Raw genomic sequence first — 20578 nt, 5'->3', positions numbered from 1 at the left:
CCTCCTTAAAATCCCATTTCTTCTTTGAACCGGTAATAATAGCTTCTGGATACCTCGATTTGATCCTCGTTTGTGAGAATAAGCGTAAATTTTGAATTTAAGCTGCTTCGGATTCGCCGTATATCCTTTTTATTTACAATGAACGCCTTATGAACTCTCAGAAATCCTTTTTCATACAAATTGGCCTCCAGCTGATACATTGCTTCTTTAACACGGTACCTGCCGTCCATGGTATGTATCCATATTTCCTGGGAAATGCTTTCTATATAGATGATATCTTCAACAGCGAGACGCATGTATTCCTCATGATCCCTGACAAGCAGATAGCGGTAATCATAATTTGCCTCGTACAATACATAATCGGCATCCTCACAAACAGTAACCTGCCCCTTTTGAAGATCATCCAACAGCTGTTCTTTCATCTCTTTTCTGCATAATAGCTTAAGTTTCATACTTTCACCCTTTTCACCTATAGTTTATCGGAATTCAGAGGAAACACAAGCAGTATGATATAAGATACAAATATAGGCAGTAACATGCACAGGAAAAGCAAATATATGTAAAGCACGCTTCACATTTTTATCATCCGGTGGTATACTAAAGATGTAAAGGAGGCTTTACATTCATGAGAAATCGAATACGAAAGCTTCGGCAGGAATTACAAATGACGCAGGAGGAGCTGGCACAGCGGTGCAGAGTCAGCCGGCAGACGATCATCTCACTGGAGAAGGGGAAATACGATCCCTCCATTCACCTTGCACACCGCATAGCAACAATTTTTCAACATCATATCGAGGATGTATTTCTTTTTACGGAAGGAGCGGATGAGTCATGAAAGAACAGAATATTATAAGGATGAAATGCATTACGATTCTACTGTTTATCATACTGTCAGTTGTGCTGATTGTTGTCGGCTTTTCGCAGGAATATCGCAGTTCCTCCCTTTTCAGTGGAGGTGTCGGAGGCCTCATCGTTTCCCTGTATATGCTGAAAGCGATATGGTCAGCCAAAGCATCACAAAGGAAACGTGAGCAATTGATTATTGATGAAACAGATGAACGCAATCTGCTAATTCAGAAAAACAGCAGAGCGCAGGCATTCAACGTATCTCTTATCGCAACTCTGGCAGCCTCTGTTCTTGCATCCTTATATCATGAAGAAGCCATCAACAGCTGCTTTAACATTCTCCTGGGCATTCAGCTGTTTGCCTATTTACTGATCTGGATGTATTACAAAAGAAGGCTGTAGCTTTCCATATCATAGACCTGCCGGATGAAGCCGATTACAGGGATGCATGCGCCATCATCAAAAGGCTGCCGCGTACGATCCGGTTCCTGCAGGGCTGCTTTAAAAATACTGCCTGTGCATAAGCTCATTGGCTGCTTGTATACAGGCAGCTTTGCCAGACTTCGCAATACATTATATTCACCAAAGAAGATGGTATTGTAATATCGTAAAGGAGATGCTGTTTATGCAGCTTGTATGGATTCTGCTCATTGCAGCAGCCATTACAGTTATCGAGATTCTTATCTATCATTACCGTTTGCCAAGGTTTTTTCTGTTCATTTTTCCACTCATCAATATTTGTCTGGAAATATGCATTGTCTTTTACATTCTGCGTCAGCAGGCACTGGTTACGAGCTATTATCCGCTATGGATACGAATCGGTATTTATCTTCTGCCGCTTCTGTTATCCCTGTTTATCATGACCGGCTTCCTCGTACGCAGATATGTAAAGCTGGAATATACAAAACCATTTCGCCATATCGTCTGCCGTCTGTTTGCATTTCTTCTGATCAGTATGCTTTTCATCTTTCTCACAACCATTTATTTTGCACAGGAATATGTTATCTTTTATCCAAATGCAAGTCCTCAGGATCGGGATATGCTCATGGCGGATAAAGCCTATGAGCGTATCAGCATAGATTCGCAATATACCGGATGGCTGAGAAAAGCAGAGAATGCGGATAGCATCATAGTGTATTTTGGAGGAAATGCACAGAATACCAGTGCCTTATGCAGAGAATATGATGAAAGCGGAATTTTCTCTTATATGAAGAATTCACACTTTCTCAGTATTGATTATCCTTCCTACGGAGACAGCAAGGGTTCCCTGTCACAGGAAGAGCTATTTAAGATGGCGGATGCAGTCCTGCATTATGCCCGTCACAGATATCCAAATAAAAAGCTGTATATCGTCGGCTACAGTATCGGTACAGGAATGGCAAGCTATGCAGCTTCCAAATCAACACCGGATGCACTCATTCTTCTCTCTCCATACAATAACGGGAGAGATTTATTCAATTCCTATTTCCCTGTTTTCTATGGTCCCCTGCAGCATCTGATTCGTTACCCGCTAACAAGTGACAGATATGTCCATACCGTGACCTGCCCTGCTCTGGTCATATTGAGCAATCAGGATACCATCGTTTCTCCCAGCCTCTCAAGGCGCCTGATTGAATGCTTCACAACGCCGGTTAAGACGATTCAATTTGATACATTGGATCATGGTGATATCGCAATGAGTAAAGAGGTATGGAAAACCATAATACGCTTTCTACATGAGCTTCCTGAATAGATTTTAATCATATATTTACTTAACCGACAGTCATGAATCTATCTGTACCATGAATTGATATGAAAAAAGCTCTGTATACCTGACCTTATACAGAGTTTTATCTATGTACTGCATTCCGCAAAGAGCCTAGGCAGCTGCATCCGAATGGCCTGTTTTATATAGGAATACCGTTGAAGATAATCGATTTTCAGCAGCGTGCTGAGTATGGATTTATCCTTACAGCTGTAGACAGGCGGTATCTGCGCTCACATGACACCAGGAACACATACAGCATCAATATATTCATATCAACCGTATGCTGTGAGAACAGCTGATTGCACTGCTTCTGTGTATCCACGGCAAGGCTTTGAATCTGCGCATGGATACCGTTGATGACCATACTTTATGAAACCTCATCGACAGGCTCCTACTTTCTGTATATCCCGTATAATCTGTTTTAAGGACTCCAGCTTCTCTGACTGCTCACGTACGTTATTCACAAAGCTTATATCCGCATGCTTCGATAAAGACATTAACACTCATAAGCCATACCGTTTTCTTAAACAAAAAAACATGGAAATCACTCCATGCCTTTATCCTTTTTCATATATTTTCTCTTCCAGCTCATCAAATTTACGATACAGATCAACGAATTCATCACATAAAATTTTGAAGGATTCCGCACTCATCAGTAAATCCTGCGCATGTGTGAGCAGAAGGTTTAAATCCACCGGATTTCCTCCGGCTTCCTCCTGAACAAGTCGCTGATGTATACGATGCCCCTTTGCATACTGTTCATTGCCCTTTCTTACAAGCTCGTTACACTGTCCGTAGTTTTTACTTTTAGCCTCCTGAATCGCTTCGATATAAAGACTTCTAGCCTGTCCCACGGAAGAAATGATTTCTAGTATTTCAAGTTCTGAACTGCCCATCGTATCCATCTCCTGACCTTTTCTGTTCTACTATTGTATCATACCCATACCGTGATTTCACTAGGAATTTAAAGAAAATGATATCTCTTACAAAAGATGCCGAATTCATTACTGATTGAAGTATTCTCTCAATCGCTTTAACAGCTACAGGATATGCAGACCTATTTCTATCATACTCTCAGGCATTCACAGCCGCTTACAGACCCAACAGTAAAACATAATACTCAAATCAGCAGATCTGCTTTCTGAAGGATGTAACAAAACAGCTTTATAAAGGGATGCTCAGGACTATCCTTTCCAAATATCTTCCTAAATAGCTAGCTGCGATAAGCAGACTTCATACAGCGAAGCTTGATTTCCCGACGTATGATTTCCTCTGCCGTTTTCAACGCATCCTTTTGGGAATCTATGATTTTATAGGCAAGCATATCACTCAATCCCATTACAAGGCTCCACATGGAGAGGATCTCCTTCTGATACTCCTCCGGCGGACAACCGTGTTTTTTCAAAAAGGCAAGAGCGGTACTGCGAAATATCTCATACGACTTCACTGACTTCTTTTCTAAGTCCTGCAGCTGAAACATTTGTGATTTCATGATATTGGTATGATATTTCAAAAAATCAGGATGCTGTACCATAAAGGCTACATAACCTGCACCAATCTGAATGATAGCCTCATCTACATCACCACCCGCATTCTCATAGGACCTTTGCAATGCCTCCGTGAACTGTTCTTCGATATATGCAGAAATGGCGTTCATAAACTCTTCCTTATTTTGAAAATGCTTATACAGGGCGGTATGTGAAACATGACAGAGTGCCGCAAGCTTTCGCATAGAAAGGCTTCGTTCCCCGTACACATTGATGTAATGAATGCCCTCCTTTATCAATGTATTTTTTAAATCCTTATGATGATAGCTTTGTTCACACATGCAGACCAGTCCCTTCTTACGATGTAACTGTATTTTATCACACGATGTTGACAGTGTAAACATAATATGATACTCTATCAATGTAAACAGCGTTTACTTAGCTGAAGAAAGGATTTATCATGAAAACCATACTATCCGATATTGCCTTACCTCAACTGCCATTTTCAGAAAATGTATCTGTATTCGATTCCCATGAGCTCAAGCAGACAGCACCATGTACAGGCTGCTTTTCCTGCTGGATCAAATCACCGGGAGCATGCATATTCCAAGATGATATAGCTTCCTTTACAGCTTCCATGAAACAAAGCGATACGCTTTATATTCTTACAGAGAATGTATATGGCTCCTATAGTCCGTTTGTGAAGTGTGCAATCGACCGCTCTCTTTCCTATGTGCAGCCGTATTTCACCATTCGCAATCATGAAATGCACCATGTGTTAACCTCTCCCACTCATCTTCAGCTGATTGTTATTGCATATGGCAGTGAGAATGAACAGGAACAAAACGTCCTTCAAGCTCTTGTTCAGGCGAATGGAATCAATATGGATTGCAGGTATGTCCAATGTCATCACTGCGCGGATAGTGAAAAGGCACTTGTCCGGTTACAAACCATGTTGGAGGTGGCCGTTTAATGAAATACGCAATCCTTTCCGGCTCACCGAAGCCATCAAACAGCTGCAGTGAAATGCTGGCCAAACATCTCTTTACAGATATGGAAAATATCACTGTTTTCCACTGTATGGATATCCATAAAATTCCGGATATTTTTCATCAACTGCAATCCTTTGATACCATTGTGCTAAGCTTTCCACTTTATTTTGATGCGCTGCCTTCCCATCTTCTCAGCTTTCTTCTGCAATGGGAGAAGGAACGAAAGCGTGCAGCTGTAAAGGTGAACCTGTATGTTATTGTAAACTGCGGCTTTTTTGAAGGAAAGCAGAATCGCTATGCGCTGCAGGTTGTGGAAAACTGGTGTACTAAAAGCGGTATGTGTTTCATGGGAGGGATCGGCATCGGTGCAGGTCCCATGCTGAATGAAATACAAGCAATGGCATGGGAGCATGGCCCAAAAGCTCCTGTGGATAAAGCCCTTCGCCGTATGAGAGAAGCTATTATAACGGATACTGCATTCGAAAATTCTTATGTCCAGCCTGCCTTTCCGCGCAGTCTTTATATAAAAATGGCACATCATTCCTGGAATAAGCAATTAAAAAAGAATGGCTATGATCCAAAGCGTGTGTATCCGAAACGGTAAGCCTTTTGAAAGCAAAACAATTCTATGCTTCCTATTCTCTTGATAGTAAATATCGTATAAATACATTAACTACCATCCGGATTCCGTAAAAAGTGAAACCAACAGAAAACCGTCATAGACAGTTTCCTCTTCCTTTCCTACGGTATTGTTGATATACAGCCTGCCGTAAGCTTTCGAGTATCTCTATGACGGTTATTTTATATGCAGTTTTTCTTCAGGAAAATAAAGCTTTGATTCCTCTTTTAAATCAGCTCTTGTTAATGCACCAACAATATCACTGGCCTTTGACAGCTCCTTAACCTTGCCGCTTTCCTCAAGTACCCAGATATTATGTCCGCTTTCATTGCTCTTATAAGGAGAATACGGCTTTTGTGAGACAACATCCTGATAAACATAATAGTCCGGATCGTATCCCAATGCCTGTACATGCAGCTGAATACGCTCTAAATCCTCCGGATTTTTCAGTGTTACATATTCAAACAGCTTTCGATTTAAGAGTCGATAGGATATATCACGCAGGATTTCATCCCTGCAGGTTACCAGCTCAGAGAATCCATACAGGGCCGCGGATTCGTCCAGACGATACAACGCATCAATGCCCGCATCCGCTCCACAGAGGAATGGATGAAACATTTTTACATCACTCAGATATTCAGGATGCAGAGCATATACCTCCTTCATCCTGCGAAACAGGATAGAAAGCAGGGTTTCATAGCTGCGTGCCACCGGATGCAGATACACCTGCCAGTACATATGGTAGCGAGCCATGATATAGTCCTCAACGCTATGTATCCCGCTTGCTTTTACAACGATTCTTCCATTCTTTACACGTATTGTTCTCAGAATTCGCTCCAGATCAAATTTTCCATAGCTGGTTCCGGTAAAATAAGCATCCCGCAGAAGATAATCCATACGATCCGCATCCAGCTGACCGCTTACCAGCTGATTCATACATTCCTTTGCATGGCGGTACTGGATAATACTAGCAACATCCTCCGGCAGCCGCGCATCACAGGCGGCAAGTATCTGATGAATTTCGCTATTCTCCATGATGATTTTCACGGTGTACTCTTCATGCTTATACGTACTGATTCCCTCAAAGGCGTGAGAAAACGGACCGTGTCCGATATCATGAAGCAGACCTGCCAGCATCACTACCGCCTTTTCGTAGTCACTCAATACCTCCCGCAGCTGATCAATTTCATAAACCATGCGCCGCACAATTTCATAAACCCCCAGAGAGTGGGAGAACCGTGAATGCTCTGCCGTATGATAAACCTGAAAATCTCCCCCCAGCTGATGGATCCGTCTCAAACGCTGCATTTCCTTTGCGTTGATGCAATCCCATACCACCTTCAGATCCACATGAATATAGCCGTGAATCGGATCGCGCAGAACTTTGGTTTCTTCTGTTTTAAGCATAATCTCTCACCCTCTTTTCTATTATCATTATACTATAAAGCGCTGTGTAATTATAACAAATTATGGAATTTAGATAAGCCTAAGAATTAACTGATATAAATACCTGTGAGTAAAACAAAGAAAATCGGAGCCTCTATCCGATCTTCTTTTCTATAAAAGCTATGAGCCTGCCACATATCCTGTTTTCTCAATCAGCTCTTTTCCTTCCTTTGACTGAATCCAGCTTAGAAACGGCTTCAGATTCTTATTCGCATTCCCCTTCACATAGACAGCATAAAACGGACTGCTGATCGGATATGTATCCTTGCGGATATTTTCAACGCTCGGTTCAATGCCATCCACCTTCAGAAGACGTATTCCCTTATTTTTCACCATCCCCTGCGTATAATAGCGGAAGGAATAGCCGATTGCATTTTCCCTGTTTTCGTATTCTGCAGTTTCCGTTACGATATCTCCCATACCGCTTGCCACATCCTTTTGCGGTGGCGACATCAATTTCTTTCCCTCCATAAAGCGCAGCAAAGCCGATTGCGAACCGCTTCCCTCCGGACGCTGGAAGGCTCAAATTCGTTCATCATTGCCACCGACATCCTTCCAATTTATGATGTTACCGCTGTAAATATCCTGAATCTGCTGTGATGTTAATGATTCCACCGGATTCTCAGAATTCACAAAGAATACGAAGGCCTCCATACCGAGGGGAACCATGATAAGCTCTTTTCCCTCTTTTTCAAACAGTTCCCTTTGCTTATCGCTGGGAGCTGCCACAAAAATAAGATCAGTATCACCCTTCAGTAGATTTTCATATGCTTCCGGGGTTGTTGTACATCGCACAATATCTGTACTATCATCATCATAGCCTTCCCTAGGATACACTGCCTGCACGAAGGAAGCATACACCGGGTATAATGCTGTTGCGCCGTCAAGCCTTAAAAGTGGCTCCTGCATCAAATAGGAGCTTTTTTTATCAAGAACTGCCAGCTTATCGCTATGAAACGGTTCATATTCAAACAAATCAACCTCACTGCGCATCACCTCAAACCGGCTCTGCCATGCATCATATGCAAAGGTCCCGCCCAGTATACAGATTCCCAGAATCACAGGGAGAATCAGCGCAAGCTGTGTTTTCTTTTTCAGCCAGCACTGATTCCGCTGTTTTGATATCAGCATACTCCAGAGGTAGACAAACACCATAATCACTGTAAACATAAAAACCGGTGACATATATCTATGTGCAGTTGCCCATGCAAGCATGAGCGCAGACATTGAAACTATCGGTAGTGCCACAATCGTTATCAGCATTAACAGTACGATAGAGAATGCCCACATCATAAGGTGTTCTCCTGAAGCATGTCCAGTATAGGTTGATCTGCTGCTTCAAATTGATAGCTGTAAAGCTCACGCGGCGTTACCAATGCATATTCATGATGGGCATGCAGATGAATTTCGCCACTTACATATCTGCAAAGATAAGCGTGTACAAGCAGTGTGCAATCCTCTCTGTTATCGCGAATCGTTGTAAGATATCTGTCGATATCCACACACAGCTCCAGCTCCTCCCTAATTTCACGAGCTACTGCCTGTTCCCATGTTTCCCCCGACTCTACCTTGCCACCGGGAAATTCCCAAATGTTCTCATGTACACCGCTGCTTCGCTTCGCAATGAGCAGACGCTGATCCATGCAAATTACAGCACATACGATATCCTTTGTCTTCACGCTTATTCCCTCCAATCTGTAAAATCCTCCGGATTCACATCCTCCTTTTGTCTGACATCATCCAGGTAAAAGGTATCCCCGATTCTTTGCAGCTTCCAATATTCCACAAAGGTTGATGTTTTTCGTTTACCTTCCGTAATTGTTTGTGTCTGTGAATTTATGGTGTAATCTATCATGCTTCCTTCGATATACAGCCAGCAGGAATCCTGACTGTCATCGCGATAATCCTGAATGCCAACCACCGCACTTCTTCGCAGCTTGATATTATCCAGAACATTGCGCTCATTGCGCAGCTCCATCCAGGTAAGACGCATTTTCCACTGCTCATACAAATGTTCTGTAAGATAAGGCTTCAGATCTTCAACCTTTGCATTCGTCCATGCATCCTGTACATGATAGTAAATATCCTCTACCCGCTGCTTTATCAGCTTCTCATTCCAAATGGCATCCGTATCTTCCATCCGATGCAGCAGGGCAGCACTTTGCTTTGCTTTCTTTTTCACTCTTCTACGATAGGCAAGCATCGGCATTGCAGGTATCAATACAAGCAGACCTCCTATGGCAATCGTAGAGAACATACTGCCAATCGGGTCATTGTATCCACGTCCGTAATAATGATCAGAATTCGTACTGCCTGATGAGGAACCGCCACTAGAGCTTCCACCACCGCCTCCGGAACCACCGCCTCCCGCTCTCGCATGCGCGGATAGCGGCAATAAAAGCGGCAGGATTATCAGGTAAACAAGGCATTTCTTTTTCATAGCATCACCCTTTATATGTTCATTATACAGGAAAAACACCAGATAACAAATCATGAAAACCAACAGTTTTTTAAGAATTGCTTCTTACGCAATTCATTCTCTTTCTCTGTTCACAAACATGCATATGTGCTATATTTAAAATAAGAATGGAGGGATTGTCATGAATGTAGCAACCATAGGAACAGGCTTTATCGTTGACTGGTTTTTAACGGCAGTGCAGGAAAGTGCCAATATCAGCTGTGTTGCCATGTTTTCACGTAAGGAATCCTCAGCCCACAAGCTGGCAGACAAATATGAAATTGATAAAATCTATACGAATCTGGATGATATGCTGAAGGATGAGGAAATCAATTTCGTCTATGTCGCATCACCGAACAGCCTGCATTTTGAGCATGCATTGAAAGCTCTGCAGGCAGGAAAAAACGTTATCTGTGAAAAGCCGTTCACATCCACGGTTGAGGAATTCGATCGTCTGGTTAAAGAAGCACAGGATCGGCACCTGTATCTTTTCGAGGCGATCGTAACTGCACATATGCCAAATTATCTACGCATGAAAGAAGAGCTTCCAAGGCTTGGTACCATTCGGATGGTTCAGTGTAATTTTTCTCAATACTCCAGCCGCTATGACAAGTTTCTGCAGGGGGAAACACCGAATGTATTCAATCCGGAATTCTCCGGAGGAGCACTCGCAGACATCAATATTTATAATCTGCATTATGTAATTGGATTATTCGGTAAGCCCAAAACAGTGCACTACTATGCCAATAAACATGCAAATGGCATTGATACAAGCGGTGTTGTACTTATGCAATACGACGGCTTTCAGGCGGTATGCGTCGGCTGTAAGGATACCAGAAGTGAATGCATTGCACAGATTCAGGGAGAAAAGGGATTTATCACCATGCGTTCGGAAACAAGCAGATGCGCTGCCTATACCATTCAGATCGGCAGGGAACGTGCTGAGCATCCTTCCATCGTGCAGAATGATGTAGCTCTGTATTATGAATTACAGGATTTCCGAGATATTTATAAGCTGGATGACTATGAGCGCTGTACACAGCTGCTTGCTTATTCAAGAACGGTTATGGAGGTGTATGAAGCTGCCAGAAGGGATGCCGGAATCGCATTTGCGGCAGACAGGAATGGATTATGAGTGTATTTGAAAATGACTGGATCATGCGGCAGATTGAGGGCATGACCGACATGCTGGGCAAGGTGCTTTTACATCGGGAGAAAAGTGAAATTAGGGTGGAGGAGGAGCTCAGTGATGAAGATGTGAAAAAATATCACAGACGGATACAGGCGCTGCTAAGGGAAAGGAAATACCCCGAAGCTGTACAATATTTACGTGAATATTTTGCGACCGGCAGTATGGAATATCTCAAGGTTGCACTATCTGCGTTTGATCAGCTGAATTCTTTGAGCGAATCCGAGCTACAGGAAGGCGGCTATACACGGCAGGAGCTGTATAATGACCTGGAATTCATTACGCAACAATATGGTATCCATCTATAAACGAGCAAGACACGAATGAGCTTGCAATCATACTTCAGCGTGAAGTGGTACAAACTAAAAGGATACGTAAAAGCAGGAAATTCATGTCTATGTCCTTAAAAACCAATACAGCTTTAGCGCAAAAGACGCAGGCCACAGCTTGCGTTCTTTACGTTTCATAAACTTCAATTAAAAAAGCAGAAAAGAAAACGATCTCTATATGATAAACAAAATAAGCCTGTTTACAGAAGGACTCATTCATGATAAGGAACAGATATTGCGTTAAGGTGATTGCTTTCAAATCTATTCCAAAGCAATAAACATCTCAAGCAGCTTCCTTCCATACTCCGTCCCACCCCATAGATCCTGCAGCTTTTTGTGTACTTCATCATCTGTAAGACCTTCTCTTCCGGCCTGACTCTCAATGATTTCTTGTATGACCGCCAGCCCGTCGCTGACATCGATATGCAAATGAATCAATTCTATTAGCGGACAGATAAAACGTTCACTAAGTGTCATTTTGCTCCATAGACTGCGGGCAACCGTATGCAGCTCTCTTGGAATTTCCGGATTGGAAAGTCGTTTTCGGTACAGCTGAAACCAATGCTCGCTCTCATTCATGGCGATTCCGTACTTCGCTTTTAAAAGCTGTATCAAAAGACGAATATATGGGTCCAACCTGTTCTGAATTTCTTCATCCTTCGCTGCTTCATATAAATAGGTATGCTGTTTTTCAAGTGCAAGAAATGCCATTGCATCTGCATAGGTATTCAGCAGATACCGCTTGCGATAAAAGTGGGAGCGAATATTTGTTATCGACGGTATCTTGGCGATTCCCGTATCTGTCACCACGTCTGCATCGACACTGCATTCATGAAACGATTCACTCGTAACCTCCATAATGGTGGATCCTGCTGCGCAGATGCGGTCAACAATCGTATCCGGTATGCGAATCACAGACAGGTTTTTCCTCTGTTGTTCATTTTTCGCATAATCCATAAGCAGAGAGTGAAAGTATGCCCCTACACCCTCCACGTTCTCACAGCAAAGAACCATACGCCGGGAATCACTTTCCGTCCCCCATGCCATGGCTAGAACCTTTGCGACATGGATTAGATTTTCTCTGCGGACTGATGTAGTCACTGCATCACATATATGCAAATATGCAAGAAGCATCGCTTCATCCGTTACAGGTGAAACGATATCTTCTATTTTAATGGTATGCAGTCTCTGTTGTTCATCATCTGAAACATCCAGTGTATAGGACTTTGCATCTTTCATTTTTTCGATCAGCATCGGATTTGTATCCGCAAGCACGATACGGCAGCCGCTATCATACAGCATTGGTACAACCAAACCTCTTCCCAATGCACCTGCGCCAAAATGGACGACCAGCTTCTTCTGTTTCATGGTCGATACTCCTTCCATTGCTCCTCAGCCTCCTGTGGATGCGTTACAAAACGGAATCTTTCCGGATTATTCTCATACTGCGTATAGATTGGTACCCCCTGCTCCAGATGAAATTCCGGATATGCTCTTGCTTTCAGAATTTCTAGCTGTGCAGGGTGATATTGTGTATTCTGCACAAAGGTGATACTGCCATCCTTTACTTTTGGGAAAAATGCAACTCCCCTATGTGCGCGAACCTGCTCATAATCAAAACCATAATCACGGACACACCATGCACCAAACAGCATGGCTCTGGAGGGATCCGCGTTGATTGTACAATGTGCCCACCCCGGCGGTACAATCACTACATCTTTGGTTCTGGCATGAACTGCAAAGCAACGCCCCGGATCATCCCCGGCATATTCCTGCATATAGATATAGGCCTCCCCTGCCCAGATTTCATATACCTCACAGGTAGAGGCATTACATGAGGCTGACACCGCATGGATATGCCCCTGAGAACGAACAGGCTCCTCCCCGATAACTCCTTTTTCAAAAATCATCGCGCCATACAAAAGATTGCGGTCAATTAAATCCTGCATATGCTTCTTTTTGGCTACATCCATTGCAACTGCATAAACAATGGACGGTCCTTCTGCATTCGGATCACTCAAGCTTGCACGTATATCATCCAGTCTACGCTTCTCTGTAAGCGGTCCTGTCGTAGCTACATCATATATAAATTCCATTTTATCCAGATCCACAGACAAATTCATTCCTGTATTCAATTTCATAATCATATCCTCCTATACACGCACTCCTGCTTTCCTTACTGCGCTTCGCTTTCTCTGTGATACACTGTACGTTTTTATCCCATAACGGTTTATACACCCCGATAGACGCAATACGGGATGCTTATCATACGTTAGCTTTTTTTCCTTCAACCTCTTTTTTACATTCCTTCCAAATGTATGAAAAACCTGTCGGCATGCTGCCTACTGCACAGCCAACAGGCTTTTCGTTATAAATAAATGGCGATTTTGCTGTGATGGCGTCCATCCATTGCCTGTTCAAAGGCTGTCTGTACTGCTTCAAACGGGTATCTGCCCGTTATAATATCGCGCACTTGCAGGTGCTGTTCCCGAAACAATTTCAAAAGTCTGGGATAGGTATTCGTATAGCGGTAAGAGCCTATAATGCGAAGCCCCTGATATACAATATCCTTAAAGCTGATTTCCAAAGGGCGATCACTGACACCGAGTTCCAGAAGTACGGCCTGCGGTATGCTATGCTGCAGAAATTGCTTCACCACCTCACTGTTCCCGGTTGTATCAATGATGTGGGTAAACGGCTTCATAGATTCCAGTTCATACGCAGTTCCTATCAGAAACTGATCCTTTTTCATATGCAGACGCTCTCCTATGTCCCGCTTACTCTCATAAACATCCACTAGATGAACGCTCACCTCGGGATATAATTCCTGCATCAGCACTCCCATAAGCAGTCCGATAGATCCTGCTCCTAAAATCACAAGCCTGCTTTCCTTGTGAAAGTCCAACTTTTCAATCGCGCTGTATGCAACAGATAACGGCTCCAGCAGCGCACCTTCTTCAAAGGACATGGAATCCTCCAGCTTATAGATTGAGCTTTGCGGCCACTTCACATATTGCTTTAAAGCTCCGCTGATTCCCTTGCTGGCCATGAATTGCAATGATTCACAGAAATTATAATCTCCTCTTTGACAGGCCTCGCAATGCCCGCAATAGCTCTGCGGCTCCACTGCTACACGATCTCCCTTTTGAACACCGCTTACAGCAGTACCGGTTTCTTTTACAATGCCGGCCATCTCATGTCCCAGCACCAGCGGATACTGTAAATCATGCGGCAGCGTTTCAGCCTGAAAGTAGCTGAGATCCGATCCGCAGATCGTAACAACCTTCACCTCAACAAGCACCTCATCCGCCTGCAGAGTTAGATCCTCCTGTACATCCGCAATGGCAAGCACCCCCTGCTGTTTCAATACTGCCTGTTTCATACTATCTCCATTCTCCTGCTGTATACGGGTACAGCTTTCTTGCTTTCCCGTTGGATACTTCAAGTTTTTTACCCCTTATCCACCAAATCCAAACAGCTGACCTGCCTTGACAAATAACCAGAGAAGAATATTTCCGCCTTCATCCCAGTTGGTAAACATTGCGCCATTTGCTATCTGATCTGTAAATAACCCCGTCATGCTGCAAAGATCGGTGCATATTCCCGCCAGAGAGGAAGCAATCAGAGTGGCAGGTATGATCCAAAGCGTTGCACAGATTACCGTATGAATGATATTTCCCTTTGTATACGGCACCATGCCGCCAATCCAGTATGGCAGAGCCGCAAGAGATGCAACCGGAAGAAAGTTACAGCCCGGAATAACCGCTGCAATCATAACGGAAATCGGATACATCAGGATTACTGTTGACATAACGGAAGGATCCCCCAGCAGAATGGCTGGGTCTACTGCGATATACAGCTCTCTGCCTGGAAATTTCTCTCTCATGAATTTAGACAGTGCATTGGAAATCGGTATAATACCTTCTGCAATAATAGACAGCATTCTTGGAAGAATGACAAGCACTGCCGCAAGCTTGATTGCCAGCTGTGCCGTGTTAATAAAATCAAAGCCGGCAACGATTCCCATAACGGTACCCATCAGCGCACCAATAACAGACATTTCCCCGAAAATTCCGAATTTCTCCTTAATCTGTTCGGAGGATGCCTTGATATCGCGAAGCCCCGGTATCTTGTTGATTACCCACATACATCCCTGTGCCCAGGATGCTGTAAAGGTACCTGAGGTCGCAACTACAGAAATTCCCTCCAAACCGTTAAACTCCTGTATTTTTTTAGCGTGATAATCGGCAAGCTTCATATTGATGACAAGCAAGATCAGACCGCTGGCAACACCGATATAGATATTTCCGGTAAATGCCCACATCATACCGGCAACAAACTCACCATGCCAGATATTCCACATATCCACCCACAGCGTCTTTGTCCACTTTAAAACAACCATGATGAAATTCACTGCAATAATACCCAAAATCACCCAGACTACGCCCGGCCAAGCCCAGGCTGCACTGACATTTCCATACCCGATATCAATTACATTCAGACTCAATCCCAGATTATTTACGAGTGATTCTGTAACAGGTGTCATCGCTGCAACGGAATAATCAACGATCAGCCCCAATCCAACAAGCCCAACGCCCATATACAGGGCACTGCGCAGACTCTTGCTCAAACCGCCCTTAAACACCATACATAGTGTGAACATGATGAACGGCACAAACACACTGCTGCCCAAGGCGAAGAACCAGTCAAAAAAATTCTGTAGCATTTCCATAAGTTTCTCCTCACTTTCTCTGCTTATTTATTTTTCAAAATATCAGCCACTTTATCCACGACACGCTCCTGACCATCCTCATCCCCCGTCAGAAACGATATGGCATTGATAACCGGAAAATCATATTTCTGGCGAATATTCATGGAAGCGACAAGCACGGTAATACGATCAGCGTACCGTCCGATATCGTCCAGTCTGCCTACCTTGATTTCCACATCTGTGATTCCTCTTTTCTTCAAGCCCTGTTCCACTCCCTGGCTGGCAATAACGGAAGTCAGGGTTCCTGCGCCGCATACAACCAGTACCAATGGTTTACGATTCATGCTGTTTTCCTCCTTCTAATCGTTCTCTGACGATTTGTTCAATATCTGTTTCCTGCTCTGCCCGCATCAATTCCTCGATGAATGCTTCATCCTGGCACATGAGGATGATTCTGCTCAGCATTTCCATATGTGCATGTGCCTGATTCAAGGCAAGCAGCAGTACGACATCCACATCCACCAGCTCATCACATGCATCCATGCGGTGAAACGCAACACTTTTTTTCAAGGTGGCGATACCGATACACGGTACTTTAACATACTGCGGCTCTGTATGAGGTATAGCGATATTGCGTTTCCCTATCAGCAATCCGGTAGGATACTTCTGTTCCCGTTTTAATACCGCTTCCTGAAAATCTGCATTCACAAGATTTCGTTCCTTCATTCGCTTACTGAGTTCCTGTATGATATCTTCCTTCTGCTGTGCTGCATAATGCGGCAGAATACATTCTCTGACGATTTGTATTTCCTGATCCAACAGCTTCACCTCCCATCATGTTTTATCCTTCACCCATAAAATAGCAAAAACCGTGCCAACTAATTGGACGGTTTTGTGTAAGTGGCTATCAGCCTTATGATTTCCTGCGGCTTCTGACAAGCCGAAAGTGCCTGAATCAGCGTTGAATCGCTGCATATGGAGAACAATTCCTGCGTGTATGCAATACTCTCTTCCTGCAGTGCCGGCATCAAAATGATATTCGTTTCAAAGTCATCCTCCCATAATATTGCATCCTGCAGGGTCAGAATAGCAATGGCAGGTTTTGTGACATGTTCTGTAAAACCATGCGGGATAGCTGCCTTTCCCATAATGGTTGCGCCCATTGCCTCCCGTTTGTATACATCCAGCAGATATTCCTCAGATACATGTTCCTTTTTAACGAGCAGGTCTACCAGCTTTTCCAGAATATCATTTTTACATAAAGCATCCTGTACGTGACAGAGTATGATATCCTCATCAAGAAGCTCCTGCAGGCAATTCACAGTCTTTCCGGGCTGCCTGTTATTTTTTATGATGCTTAGCAGCTCCTGTGCAGTTCCATTGAGAATTTCATTCGTGGACAAAAATGGTATCTGATGATACTCTATCTGAAAGTTTCCCAGTATCGCAAGAATATGATAGTTGCGTGCAAGGTGGTCCAGTTCAAATTCAATTCCGTTTTCGCTGATGACCCCCAGTGTCAGTATTCGGATTGTCAGGTTATGCTCCTGTAGCAGCTTTTGTATTTTTGACTGGATGAGGACCGCGCTGCCCTTACCTGTCAGACAAATGGAAACAATCACAGTTTCCTTTTCTTCAAGCTCCAGATTACCGTGGAAATTGATTTCCTTTTCCATATTCAATGCCTGTTCCAATTCATCAAGTGTTGTTTCTTCCAGAATTGCTCTGCGAATCGCCTCTATGACCATTACCGTGTCTACACGGGAGATCGTACGGGTGTCAATTCCTGTGCGCTGTGTGATAATCTGTCCGAATGTTACCAGTGATCCCATATCTGTGAGAATTAAACAGCCCCTGCCTTCATCAAGCTGTTCCACTGCATGCTGTGTCCGCTGCAGGGCATGACTGCTTGGTTCATCCAAGGCACAGCGAAGTCCAACTGCAAAGCTAGCATTCAGTAGCTGATTGGCGACCTCCACCATTTCGATACCGACATTGCCATGTGTTAAAACGATGATTCCAATTTTCCCTCTGCTTTCCTCTTTCTTCTTTTTGGTAAAGGTTTTAAGATACATGGCGATAAACGCTATCTCATCCTCCGGCAGCTCTATCATGAAATCCTCATGATACTGCATACACATTTTTCGTGCAGTGGCAAATTCCAGCGGATACTCTTTTTTTATTTTTTCAAGCTGTGGATTCATAATACGTTTTCCACATTTCATACGTTCATAGCTTGCGCTCACATGCAGACAAAGGGGCGAGAGTATATTGGGACTGATATCCTGCATACTAATCCTGGCGATATCAACTGATTTCTGTACGGATTGAATAATACGATTACCCACAACCTCTTCCAGATTTTTTCGATCAACCTGCTGATATTTTATTTTATTGAACAGATTGTCCATCTCTGTATCCAGTTCTTTTCCAAGTGTCTGATAAACCTCATGTTCAGTACATCCCTCATTTAAAAGGGCTTCGTATTTTTCTTCTATGAATTGATAGATATTCGGTCCCATATGCGCACTCTGTTCTCTTGGTTTTGTGCAGGAAACAAATAAATCACTTTCACACAGCTTCCGGGATTCACGTGATGCGGTATTAAGCGCGAGATTACCTACATGGGGTGGCAAATCATCCAGCGCTATGATCAGCTGTTCATCCCCATATGTAATATGCTTTAAGAAGCTTCGGGCACAGGCCACCTGAATATCACTTCGCAGCTGTCCGATATTGCCCGGACACGGATAATTCAGTAAAAGCCGCAAAGCATCCCTTTCCAAAATAATATTCTGCTGTATTCGCAGAGCTTCCTGAAACAGAAAGACTTTGATAATCATAAGACGTTCCAGAAGCGGGCGCTCGCTCAATGGCGGCAAATCGATCAGCATGGGAATTCTGCGTCGAAAGGTTGTCAGAAGATAGGAATCCAGATCCTCCGTAGTGGCAGCAATGATAAGAAGTCTTGCCGTTCTTGTATTATCTGTTTCCCCCAGCTTTCGATACATCCCCTTATCAATCAGATAGAACAGCATTTCCTGGCCTTCGCTTGGCAGACGGTGTACCTCATCCAGAAACAGAATACCTCCATCGGCTTTTTCCACAAGCCCTGATTTCTCATGATCCGCACCGGTAAAGGCTCCCTTCACATAACCGAACAGCTGTGAGAGTAAGAGCTCTGAATTATCCGCATAATCTGCACAGTTGAATATCACCAGCGGACTATCCTTCTGTATGGTACCCACATGAATGGCGAAGTGATACATGGCTTCGGCCAACTGGCTTTTTCCAACACCACTGGGGCCATGGATCAGCGTATGAAGACCTCTTGGCGGATAAAGAACAGCAGCCTGTGCCTGGGAAATCTGCCGCTTCATACTGCCGTCATAACCAATCAGCTGTTCAAAATCACGATCCGGATCCATTTGCAGGCGTTCCTCTTTTTTCGCTTTGGGCTCTAGCTCATCACGGACTGCTCTAGCAATAAATCGCGATATCTGATATCCCCGATCATTCAGTATCGCTGTAAGCTTCCGGTCTGATATTTTTTCGTTTGCCTGCAATATTTCCTTAACCTCTGGAAGTAATATCTGCCTTCTCCGCTCCCGGGAGTCTAAGATTCCCTGTTCCTGACGCAGAAGTGTAACTTCCTCACGACTCATATTGCAAAGCTTTGCGAGCTGCTCATCCGTATATGGATTTTTCCTATCCTCTTTTTCAATCAATTCCTTTATCGTGTAATTCATTATAATCTCCCTCTATTCTGTTTCCCCTTTCATTCCCCTTACTTTTATACATATTACGTGTTTCCTTTGTATTATACAACGGATATTATACAAAAAATAGTACCAATACAACAATCCATGAAATCGGAAACTATGTATATGGCAAACAGTCGTTCCCATCTTTCTAATTTATCATTGCGAATATTTATTTTTATAAAGATCAACGTTTTGTACTGAGCTTTCTTAGTATTTGACATGTATGGTGAAGCTGCCAAAGATATTACAAAAAGATCTGATCGTCATCATGACATACCAGACCTTTTTCATCAGATTGTTTTTGACTTTTTCCAGAATACCGGCAGCATCATCACCGCGGTAAAAAACAGAATAGCTGCAATTTCTATCGTATAGCGAAATTCATGGACTCCCAAAAACAGCAGCAGCAAAACAAGACACAGAGCCAGAGAAAGCTTCAGATGCAGCTGCTGCTTTCTACGTTCCAGCATCGTCTTATAGCTAAGACACGGGCCGAAATAAATGAAAATACCAAGTCCGGCAGGAAGAAAGACCAGCAGACTGTATATATTCAGATACTCCACACAGAGTAACACCAGCAGATAGATAATCATCGTTATCAGATAGCAGCGTCCATATGTTTTTGCATGATAACCGCCAGTATAACGTTTCAGGAAAAGCAGCATGCACAGGTAAAGCACCGTTTCCCAGAAAAACTGCAGGAAGTATCCCAGTATGAGCATACTGACAATCTGTATTCCCTGTGTAAGAAGAAGTTCAAGGGCAAAGCGGATGATATCCACCTCATCCTCTTCAATCAGACCTCGTTTTGCAAGAAATATGCTCAGCCTTCTACTTATTGTTTCCATGCTTCTGTGATTTCACAGATTCCTTTTTATAGGTAAAAGGCTTTGGCATAAAATGTCCAAAAACTGATGTGTTTGATACATTTTTTAATGCATAATCGATAAGTTTTTTCTTAATTTCAAATTTCATATAAATTTACCAACC

Annotated in this window: 22 protein-coding genes and 1 pseudogene; 7 read left to right on the top strand and 16 right to left on the bottom strand. The window is 43.3% G+C overall.

Annotation, left to right across the window (positions count from 1 at the left end; all coding sequences use genetic code 11):
- Window positions 1-5: 5 nt before the first annotated feature.
- Window positions 6-452: a LytR/AlgR family response regulator transcription factor gene (locus ACESPQ_RS00180; protein ID WP_257335402.1), complete on the bottom strand. Its 447-nt coding sequence runs from the start codon at window positions 450-452 to the stop codon at window positions 6-8.
- A gap of 173 nt (window positions 453-625) precedes the next feature.
- Between ACESPQ_RS00180 and ACESPQ_RS00175 the strand changes: the two genes are divergently transcribed.
- From ACESPQ_RS00175 to ACESPQ_RS00165, 3 genes are all read left to right on the top strand, one after another.
- Window positions 626-835 carry a helix-turn-helix transcriptional regulator gene (locus ACESPQ_RS00175; protein WP_002606417.1) on the top strand — a complete coding sequence of 70 codons (210 nt, stop codon included), beginning with the start codon at window positions 626-628 and terminating at the stop codon, window positions 833-835.
- A complete protein-coding gene (locus ACESPQ_RS00170) occupies window positions 832-1248 on the top strand; it encodes a hypothetical protein (protein WP_002606418.1) in 417 nt (138 codons plus the stop codon). The genes ACESPQ_RS00175 and ACESPQ_RS00170 overlap by 4 nt, the downstream gene beginning before the upstream one ends.
- A gap of 223 nt (window positions 1249-1471) precedes the next feature.
- Complete coding sequence (locus ACESPQ_RS00165) at window positions 1472-2578, top strand: alpha/beta hydrolase (protein ID WP_002606419.1); 1107 nt, start codon at window positions 1472-1474, stop codon at window positions 2576-2578.
- 187 nt (window positions 2579-2765) lie between these two features.
- On the opposite strand, the gene ACESPQ_RS00160 is transcribed toward ACESPQ_RS00165, so the two are convergent.
- From ACESPQ_RS00160 to ACESPQ_RS00150, 3 genes are all read right to left on the bottom strand, one after another.
- Entirely contained in the window at window positions 2766-2957 is a 192-nt protein-coding gene (locus ACESPQ_RS00160) for a hypothetical protein (RefSeq protein ID WP_002606420.1), read from the bottom strand.
- A gap of 193 nt (window positions 2958-3150) precedes the next feature.
- Entirely contained in the window at window positions 3151-3489 is a 339-nt protein-coding gene (locus tag ACESPQ_RS00155; protein ID WP_002606422.1) for a PTS lactose/cellobiose transporter subunit IIA, read from the bottom strand.
- Between the two features lie 317 nt (window positions 3490-3806).
- Window positions 3807-4484, bottom strand: a complete 678-nt coding sequence (locus ACESPQ_RS00150) for a TetR/AcrR family transcriptional regulator (RefSeq protein ID WP_217780268.1) — start codon at window positions 4482-4484, stop codon at window positions 3807-3809.
- Between the two features lie 56 nt (window positions 4485-4540).
- On the opposite strand from ACESPQ_RS00150, the gene ACESPQ_RS00145 reads away from it, so the two are divergent.
- Window positions 4541-5053: an NAD(P)H-dependent oxidoreductase gene (locus ACESPQ_RS00145; protein WP_002606424.1), complete on the top strand. Its 513-nt coding sequence runs from the start codon at window positions 4541-4543 to the stop codon at window positions 5051-5053.
- Window positions 5053-5676, top strand: a complete 624-nt coding sequence (locus tag ACESPQ_RS00140) for a hypothetical protein (protein ID WP_002606425.1) — start codon at window positions 5053-5055, stop codon at window positions 5674-5676. The genes ACESPQ_RS00145 and ACESPQ_RS00140 overlap by 1 nt, the downstream gene beginning before the upstream one ends.
- A 192-nt stretch (window positions 5677-5868) precedes the next feature.
- Here the strand turns inward: ACESPQ_RS00140 and ACESPQ_RS00135 are convergent, their stop codons facing one another.
- The 4 genes and pseudogenes from ACESPQ_RS00135 to ACESPQ_RS00120 all read right to left on the bottom strand — a co-directional run bounded on the left by ACESPQ_RS00135 (window position 5869) and on the right by ACESPQ_RS00120 (window position 9577).
- On the bottom strand, window positions 5869-7098 hold the full coding sequence (locus ACESPQ_RS00135) for an HD domain-containing protein (protein WP_373143735.1): 1230 nt from the start codon (window positions 7096-7098) through the stop codon (window positions 5869-5871).
- A gap of 159 nt (window positions 7099-7257) precedes the next feature.
- Window positions 7258-8130 (bottom strand): annotated as a pseudogene (locus ACESPQ_RS00130) (PstS family phosphate ABC transporter substrate-binding protein).
- Between the two features lie 296 nt (window positions 8131-8426).
- On the bottom strand, window positions 8427-8816 hold the full coding sequence (locus ACESPQ_RS00125) for a (deoxy)nucleoside triphosphate pyrophosphohydrolase (protein ID WP_373143734.1): 390 nt from the start codon (window positions 8814-8816) through the stop codon (window positions 8427-8429).
- 2 nt (window positions 8817-8818) lie between these two features.
- Window positions 8819-9577 carry a Tim44 domain-containing protein gene (locus tag ACESPQ_RS00120; RefSeq protein WP_257270920.1) on the bottom strand — a complete coding sequence of 253 codons (759 nt, stop codon included), beginning with the start codon at window positions 9575-9577 and terminating at the stop codon, window positions 8819-8821.
- 160 nt (window positions 9578-9737) lie between these two features.
- On the opposite strand from ACESPQ_RS00120, the gene ACESPQ_RS00115 reads away from it, so the two are divergent.
- Window positions 9738-10730, top strand: coding sequence for a Gfo/Idh/MocA family protein (locus ACESPQ_RS00115; RefSeq protein WP_373143733.1), 993 nt, complete (start codon window positions 9738-9740; stop codon window positions 10728-10730).
- On the top strand, window positions 10727-11092 hold the full coding sequence (locus ACESPQ_RS00110) for a DUF6483 family protein (RefSeq protein ID WP_008816288.1): 366 nt from the start codon (window positions 10727-10729) through the stop codon (window positions 11090-11092). The genes ACESPQ_RS00115 and ACESPQ_RS00110 overlap by 4 nt, the downstream gene beginning before the upstream one ends.
- Before the next feature lie 282 nt (window positions 11093-11374).
- Here the strand turns inward: ACESPQ_RS00110 and ACESPQ_RS00105 are convergent, their stop codons facing one another.
- The 8 genes from ACESPQ_RS00105 to ACESPQ_RS00070 form a co-directional block, all read right to left on the bottom strand.
- Window positions 11375-12481: a mannitol dehydrogenase gene (locus ACESPQ_RS00105; protein ID WP_022300616.1), complete on the bottom strand. Its 1107-nt coding sequence runs from the start codon at window positions 12479-12481 to the stop codon at window positions 11375-11377.
- On the bottom strand, window positions 12478-13254 hold the full coding sequence (locus ACESPQ_RS00100; protein WP_002606433.1) for a glucose-6-phosphate isomerase family protein: 777 nt from the start codon (window positions 13252-13254) through the stop codon (window positions 12478-12480). The genes ACESPQ_RS00105 and ACESPQ_RS00100 overlap by 4 nt, the downstream gene beginning before the upstream one ends.
- A gap of 227 nt (window positions 13255-13481) precedes the next feature.
- Window positions 13482-14495, bottom strand: coding sequence for a zinc-dependent alcohol dehydrogenase (locus ACESPQ_RS00095; protein WP_257335028.1), 1014 nt, complete (start codon window positions 14493-14495; stop codon window positions 13482-13484).
- A 75-nt stretch (window positions 14496-14570) separates the two neighbouring features.
- Window positions 14571-15845 (bottom strand): PTS transporter subunit IIC, encoded by a 1275-nt coding sequence (locus tag ACESPQ_RS00090; protein ID WP_002606435.1) that lies wholly within the window; start codon window positions 15843-15845, stop codon window positions 14571-14573.
- A 23-nt stretch (window positions 15846-15868) separates the two neighbouring features.
- Entirely contained in the window at window positions 15869-16168 is a 300-nt protein-coding gene (locus ACESPQ_RS00085) for a PTS sucrose transporter subunit IIABC (RefSeq protein ID WP_002606436.1), read from the bottom strand.
- Window positions 16158-16652, bottom strand: coding sequence for a PTS sugar transporter subunit IIA (locus ACESPQ_RS00080; protein ID WP_227761272.1), 495 nt, complete (start codon window positions 16650-16652; stop codon window positions 16158-16160). The genes ACESPQ_RS00085 and ACESPQ_RS00080 overlap by 11 nt, the downstream gene beginning before the upstream one ends.
- 50 nt (window positions 16653-16702) lie before the next feature.
- A complete protein-coding gene (locus ACESPQ_RS00075; protein ID WP_373143732.1) occupies window positions 16703-19573 on the bottom strand; it encodes a sigma 54-interacting transcriptional regulator in 2871 nt (956 codons plus the stop codon).
- A 305-nt stretch (window positions 19574-19878) separates the two neighbouring features.
- Entirely contained in the window at window positions 19879-20436 is a 558-nt protein-coding gene (locus ACESPQ_RS00070; RefSeq protein ID WP_002606439.1) for an accessory gene regulator ArgB-like protein, read from the bottom strand.
- Window positions 20437-20578 lie beyond the last annotated feature (142 nt).

The organism is Clostridium sp. HGF2 (genome assembly GCF_964240115.1).
GTDB classification, from domain to species: Bacteria; Bacillota_I; Bacilli_A; order Erysipelotrichales; family Erysipelotrichaceae; genus Clostridium_AQ; species Clostridium_AQ innocuum.
This window is presented reverse-complemented; position numbering and strand designations above follow the sequence as displayed.

What these genes read in the sequence shown, in the direction of transcription:
- ACESPQ_RS00180 (WP_257335402.1), bottom strand. Translation starts at nt 452, where the DNA reads ATGAAACTTAAGCTATTATGCAGAAAAGAGATGAAAGAACAGCTGTTG.
- ACESPQ_RS00175 (WP_002606417.1), top strand. Translation starts at nt 626, where the DNA reads ATGAGAAATCGAATACGAAAGCTTCGGCAGGAATTACAAATGACGCAG.
- ACESPQ_RS00170 (WP_002606418.1), top strand. Translation starts at nt 832, where the DNA reads ATGAAAGAACAGAATATTATAAGGATGAAATGCATTACGATTCTACTG.
- ACESPQ_RS00165 (WP_002606419.1), top strand. Translation starts at nt 1,472, where the DNA reads ATGCAGCTTGTATGGATTCTGCTCATTGCAGCAGCCATTACAGTTATC.
- ACESPQ_RS00160 (WP_002606420.1), bottom strand. Translation starts at nt 2,957, where the DNA reads ATGGTCATCAACGGTATCCATGCGCAGATTCAAAGCCTTGCCGTGGAT.
- ACESPQ_RS00155 (WP_002606422.1), bottom strand. Translation starts at nt 3,489, where the DNA reads ATGGGCAGTTCAGAACTTGAAATACTAGAAATCATTTCTTCCGTGGGA.
- ACESPQ_RS00150 (WP_217780268.1), bottom strand. Translation starts at nt 4,484, where the DNA reads ATGTTTACACTGTCAACATCGTGTGATAAAATACAGTTACATCGTAAG.
- ACESPQ_RS00145 (WP_002606424.1), top strand. Translation starts at nt 4,541, where the DNA reads ATGAAAACCATACTATCCGATATTGCCTTACCTCAACTGCCATTTTCA.
- ACESPQ_RS00140 (WP_002606425.1), top strand. Translation starts at nt 5,053, where the DNA reads ATGAAATACGCAATCCTTTCCGGCTCACCGAAGCCATCAAACAGCTGC.
- ACESPQ_RS00135 (WP_373143735.1), bottom strand. Translation starts at nt 7,098, where the DNA reads ATGCTTAAAACAGAAGAAACCAAAGTTCTGCGCGATCCGATTCACGGC.
- ACESPQ_RS00120 (WP_257270920.1), bottom strand. Translation starts at nt 9,577, where the DNA reads ATGAAAAAGAAATGCCTTGTTTACCTGATAATCCTGCCGCTTTTATTG.
- ACESPQ_RS00115 (WP_373143733.1), top strand. Translation starts at nt 9,738, where the DNA reads ATGAATGTAGCAACCATAGGAACAGGCTTTATCGTTGACTGGTTTTTA.
- ACESPQ_RS00110 (WP_008816288.1), top strand. Translation starts at nt 10,727, where the DNA reads ATGAGTGTATTTGAAAATGACTGGATCATGCGGCAGATTGAGGGCATG.
- ACESPQ_RS00105 (WP_022300616.1), bottom strand. Translation starts at nt 12,481, where the DNA reads ATGAAACAGAAGAAGCTGGTCGTCCATTTTGGCGCAGGTGCATTGGGA.
- ACESPQ_RS00100 (WP_002606433.1), bottom strand. Translation starts at nt 13,254, where the DNA reads ATGAAATTGAATACAGGAATGAATTTGTCTGTGGATCTGGATAAAATG.
- ACESPQ_RS00095 (WP_257335028.1), bottom strand. Translation starts at nt 14,495, where the DNA reads ATGAAACAGGCAGTATTGAAACAGCAGGGGGTGCTTGCCATTGCGGAT.
- ACESPQ_RS00090 (WP_002606435.1), bottom strand. Translation starts at nt 15,845, where the DNA reads ATGGAAATGCTACAGAATTTTTTTGACTGGTTCTTCGCCTTGGGCAGC.
- ACESPQ_RS00085 (WP_002606436.1), bottom strand. Translation starts at nt 16,168, where the DNA reads ATGAATCGTAAACCATTGGTACTGGTTGTATGCGGCGCAGGAACCCTG.
- ACESPQ_RS00075 (WP_373143732.1), bottom strand. Translation starts at nt 19,573, where the DNA reads ATGAATTACACGATAAAGGAATTGATTGAAAAAGAGGATAGGAAAAAT.
- ACESPQ_RS00070 (WP_002606439.1), bottom strand. Translation starts at nt 20,436, where the DNA reads ATGGAAACAATAAGTAGAAGGCTGAGCATATTTCTTGCAAAACGAGGT.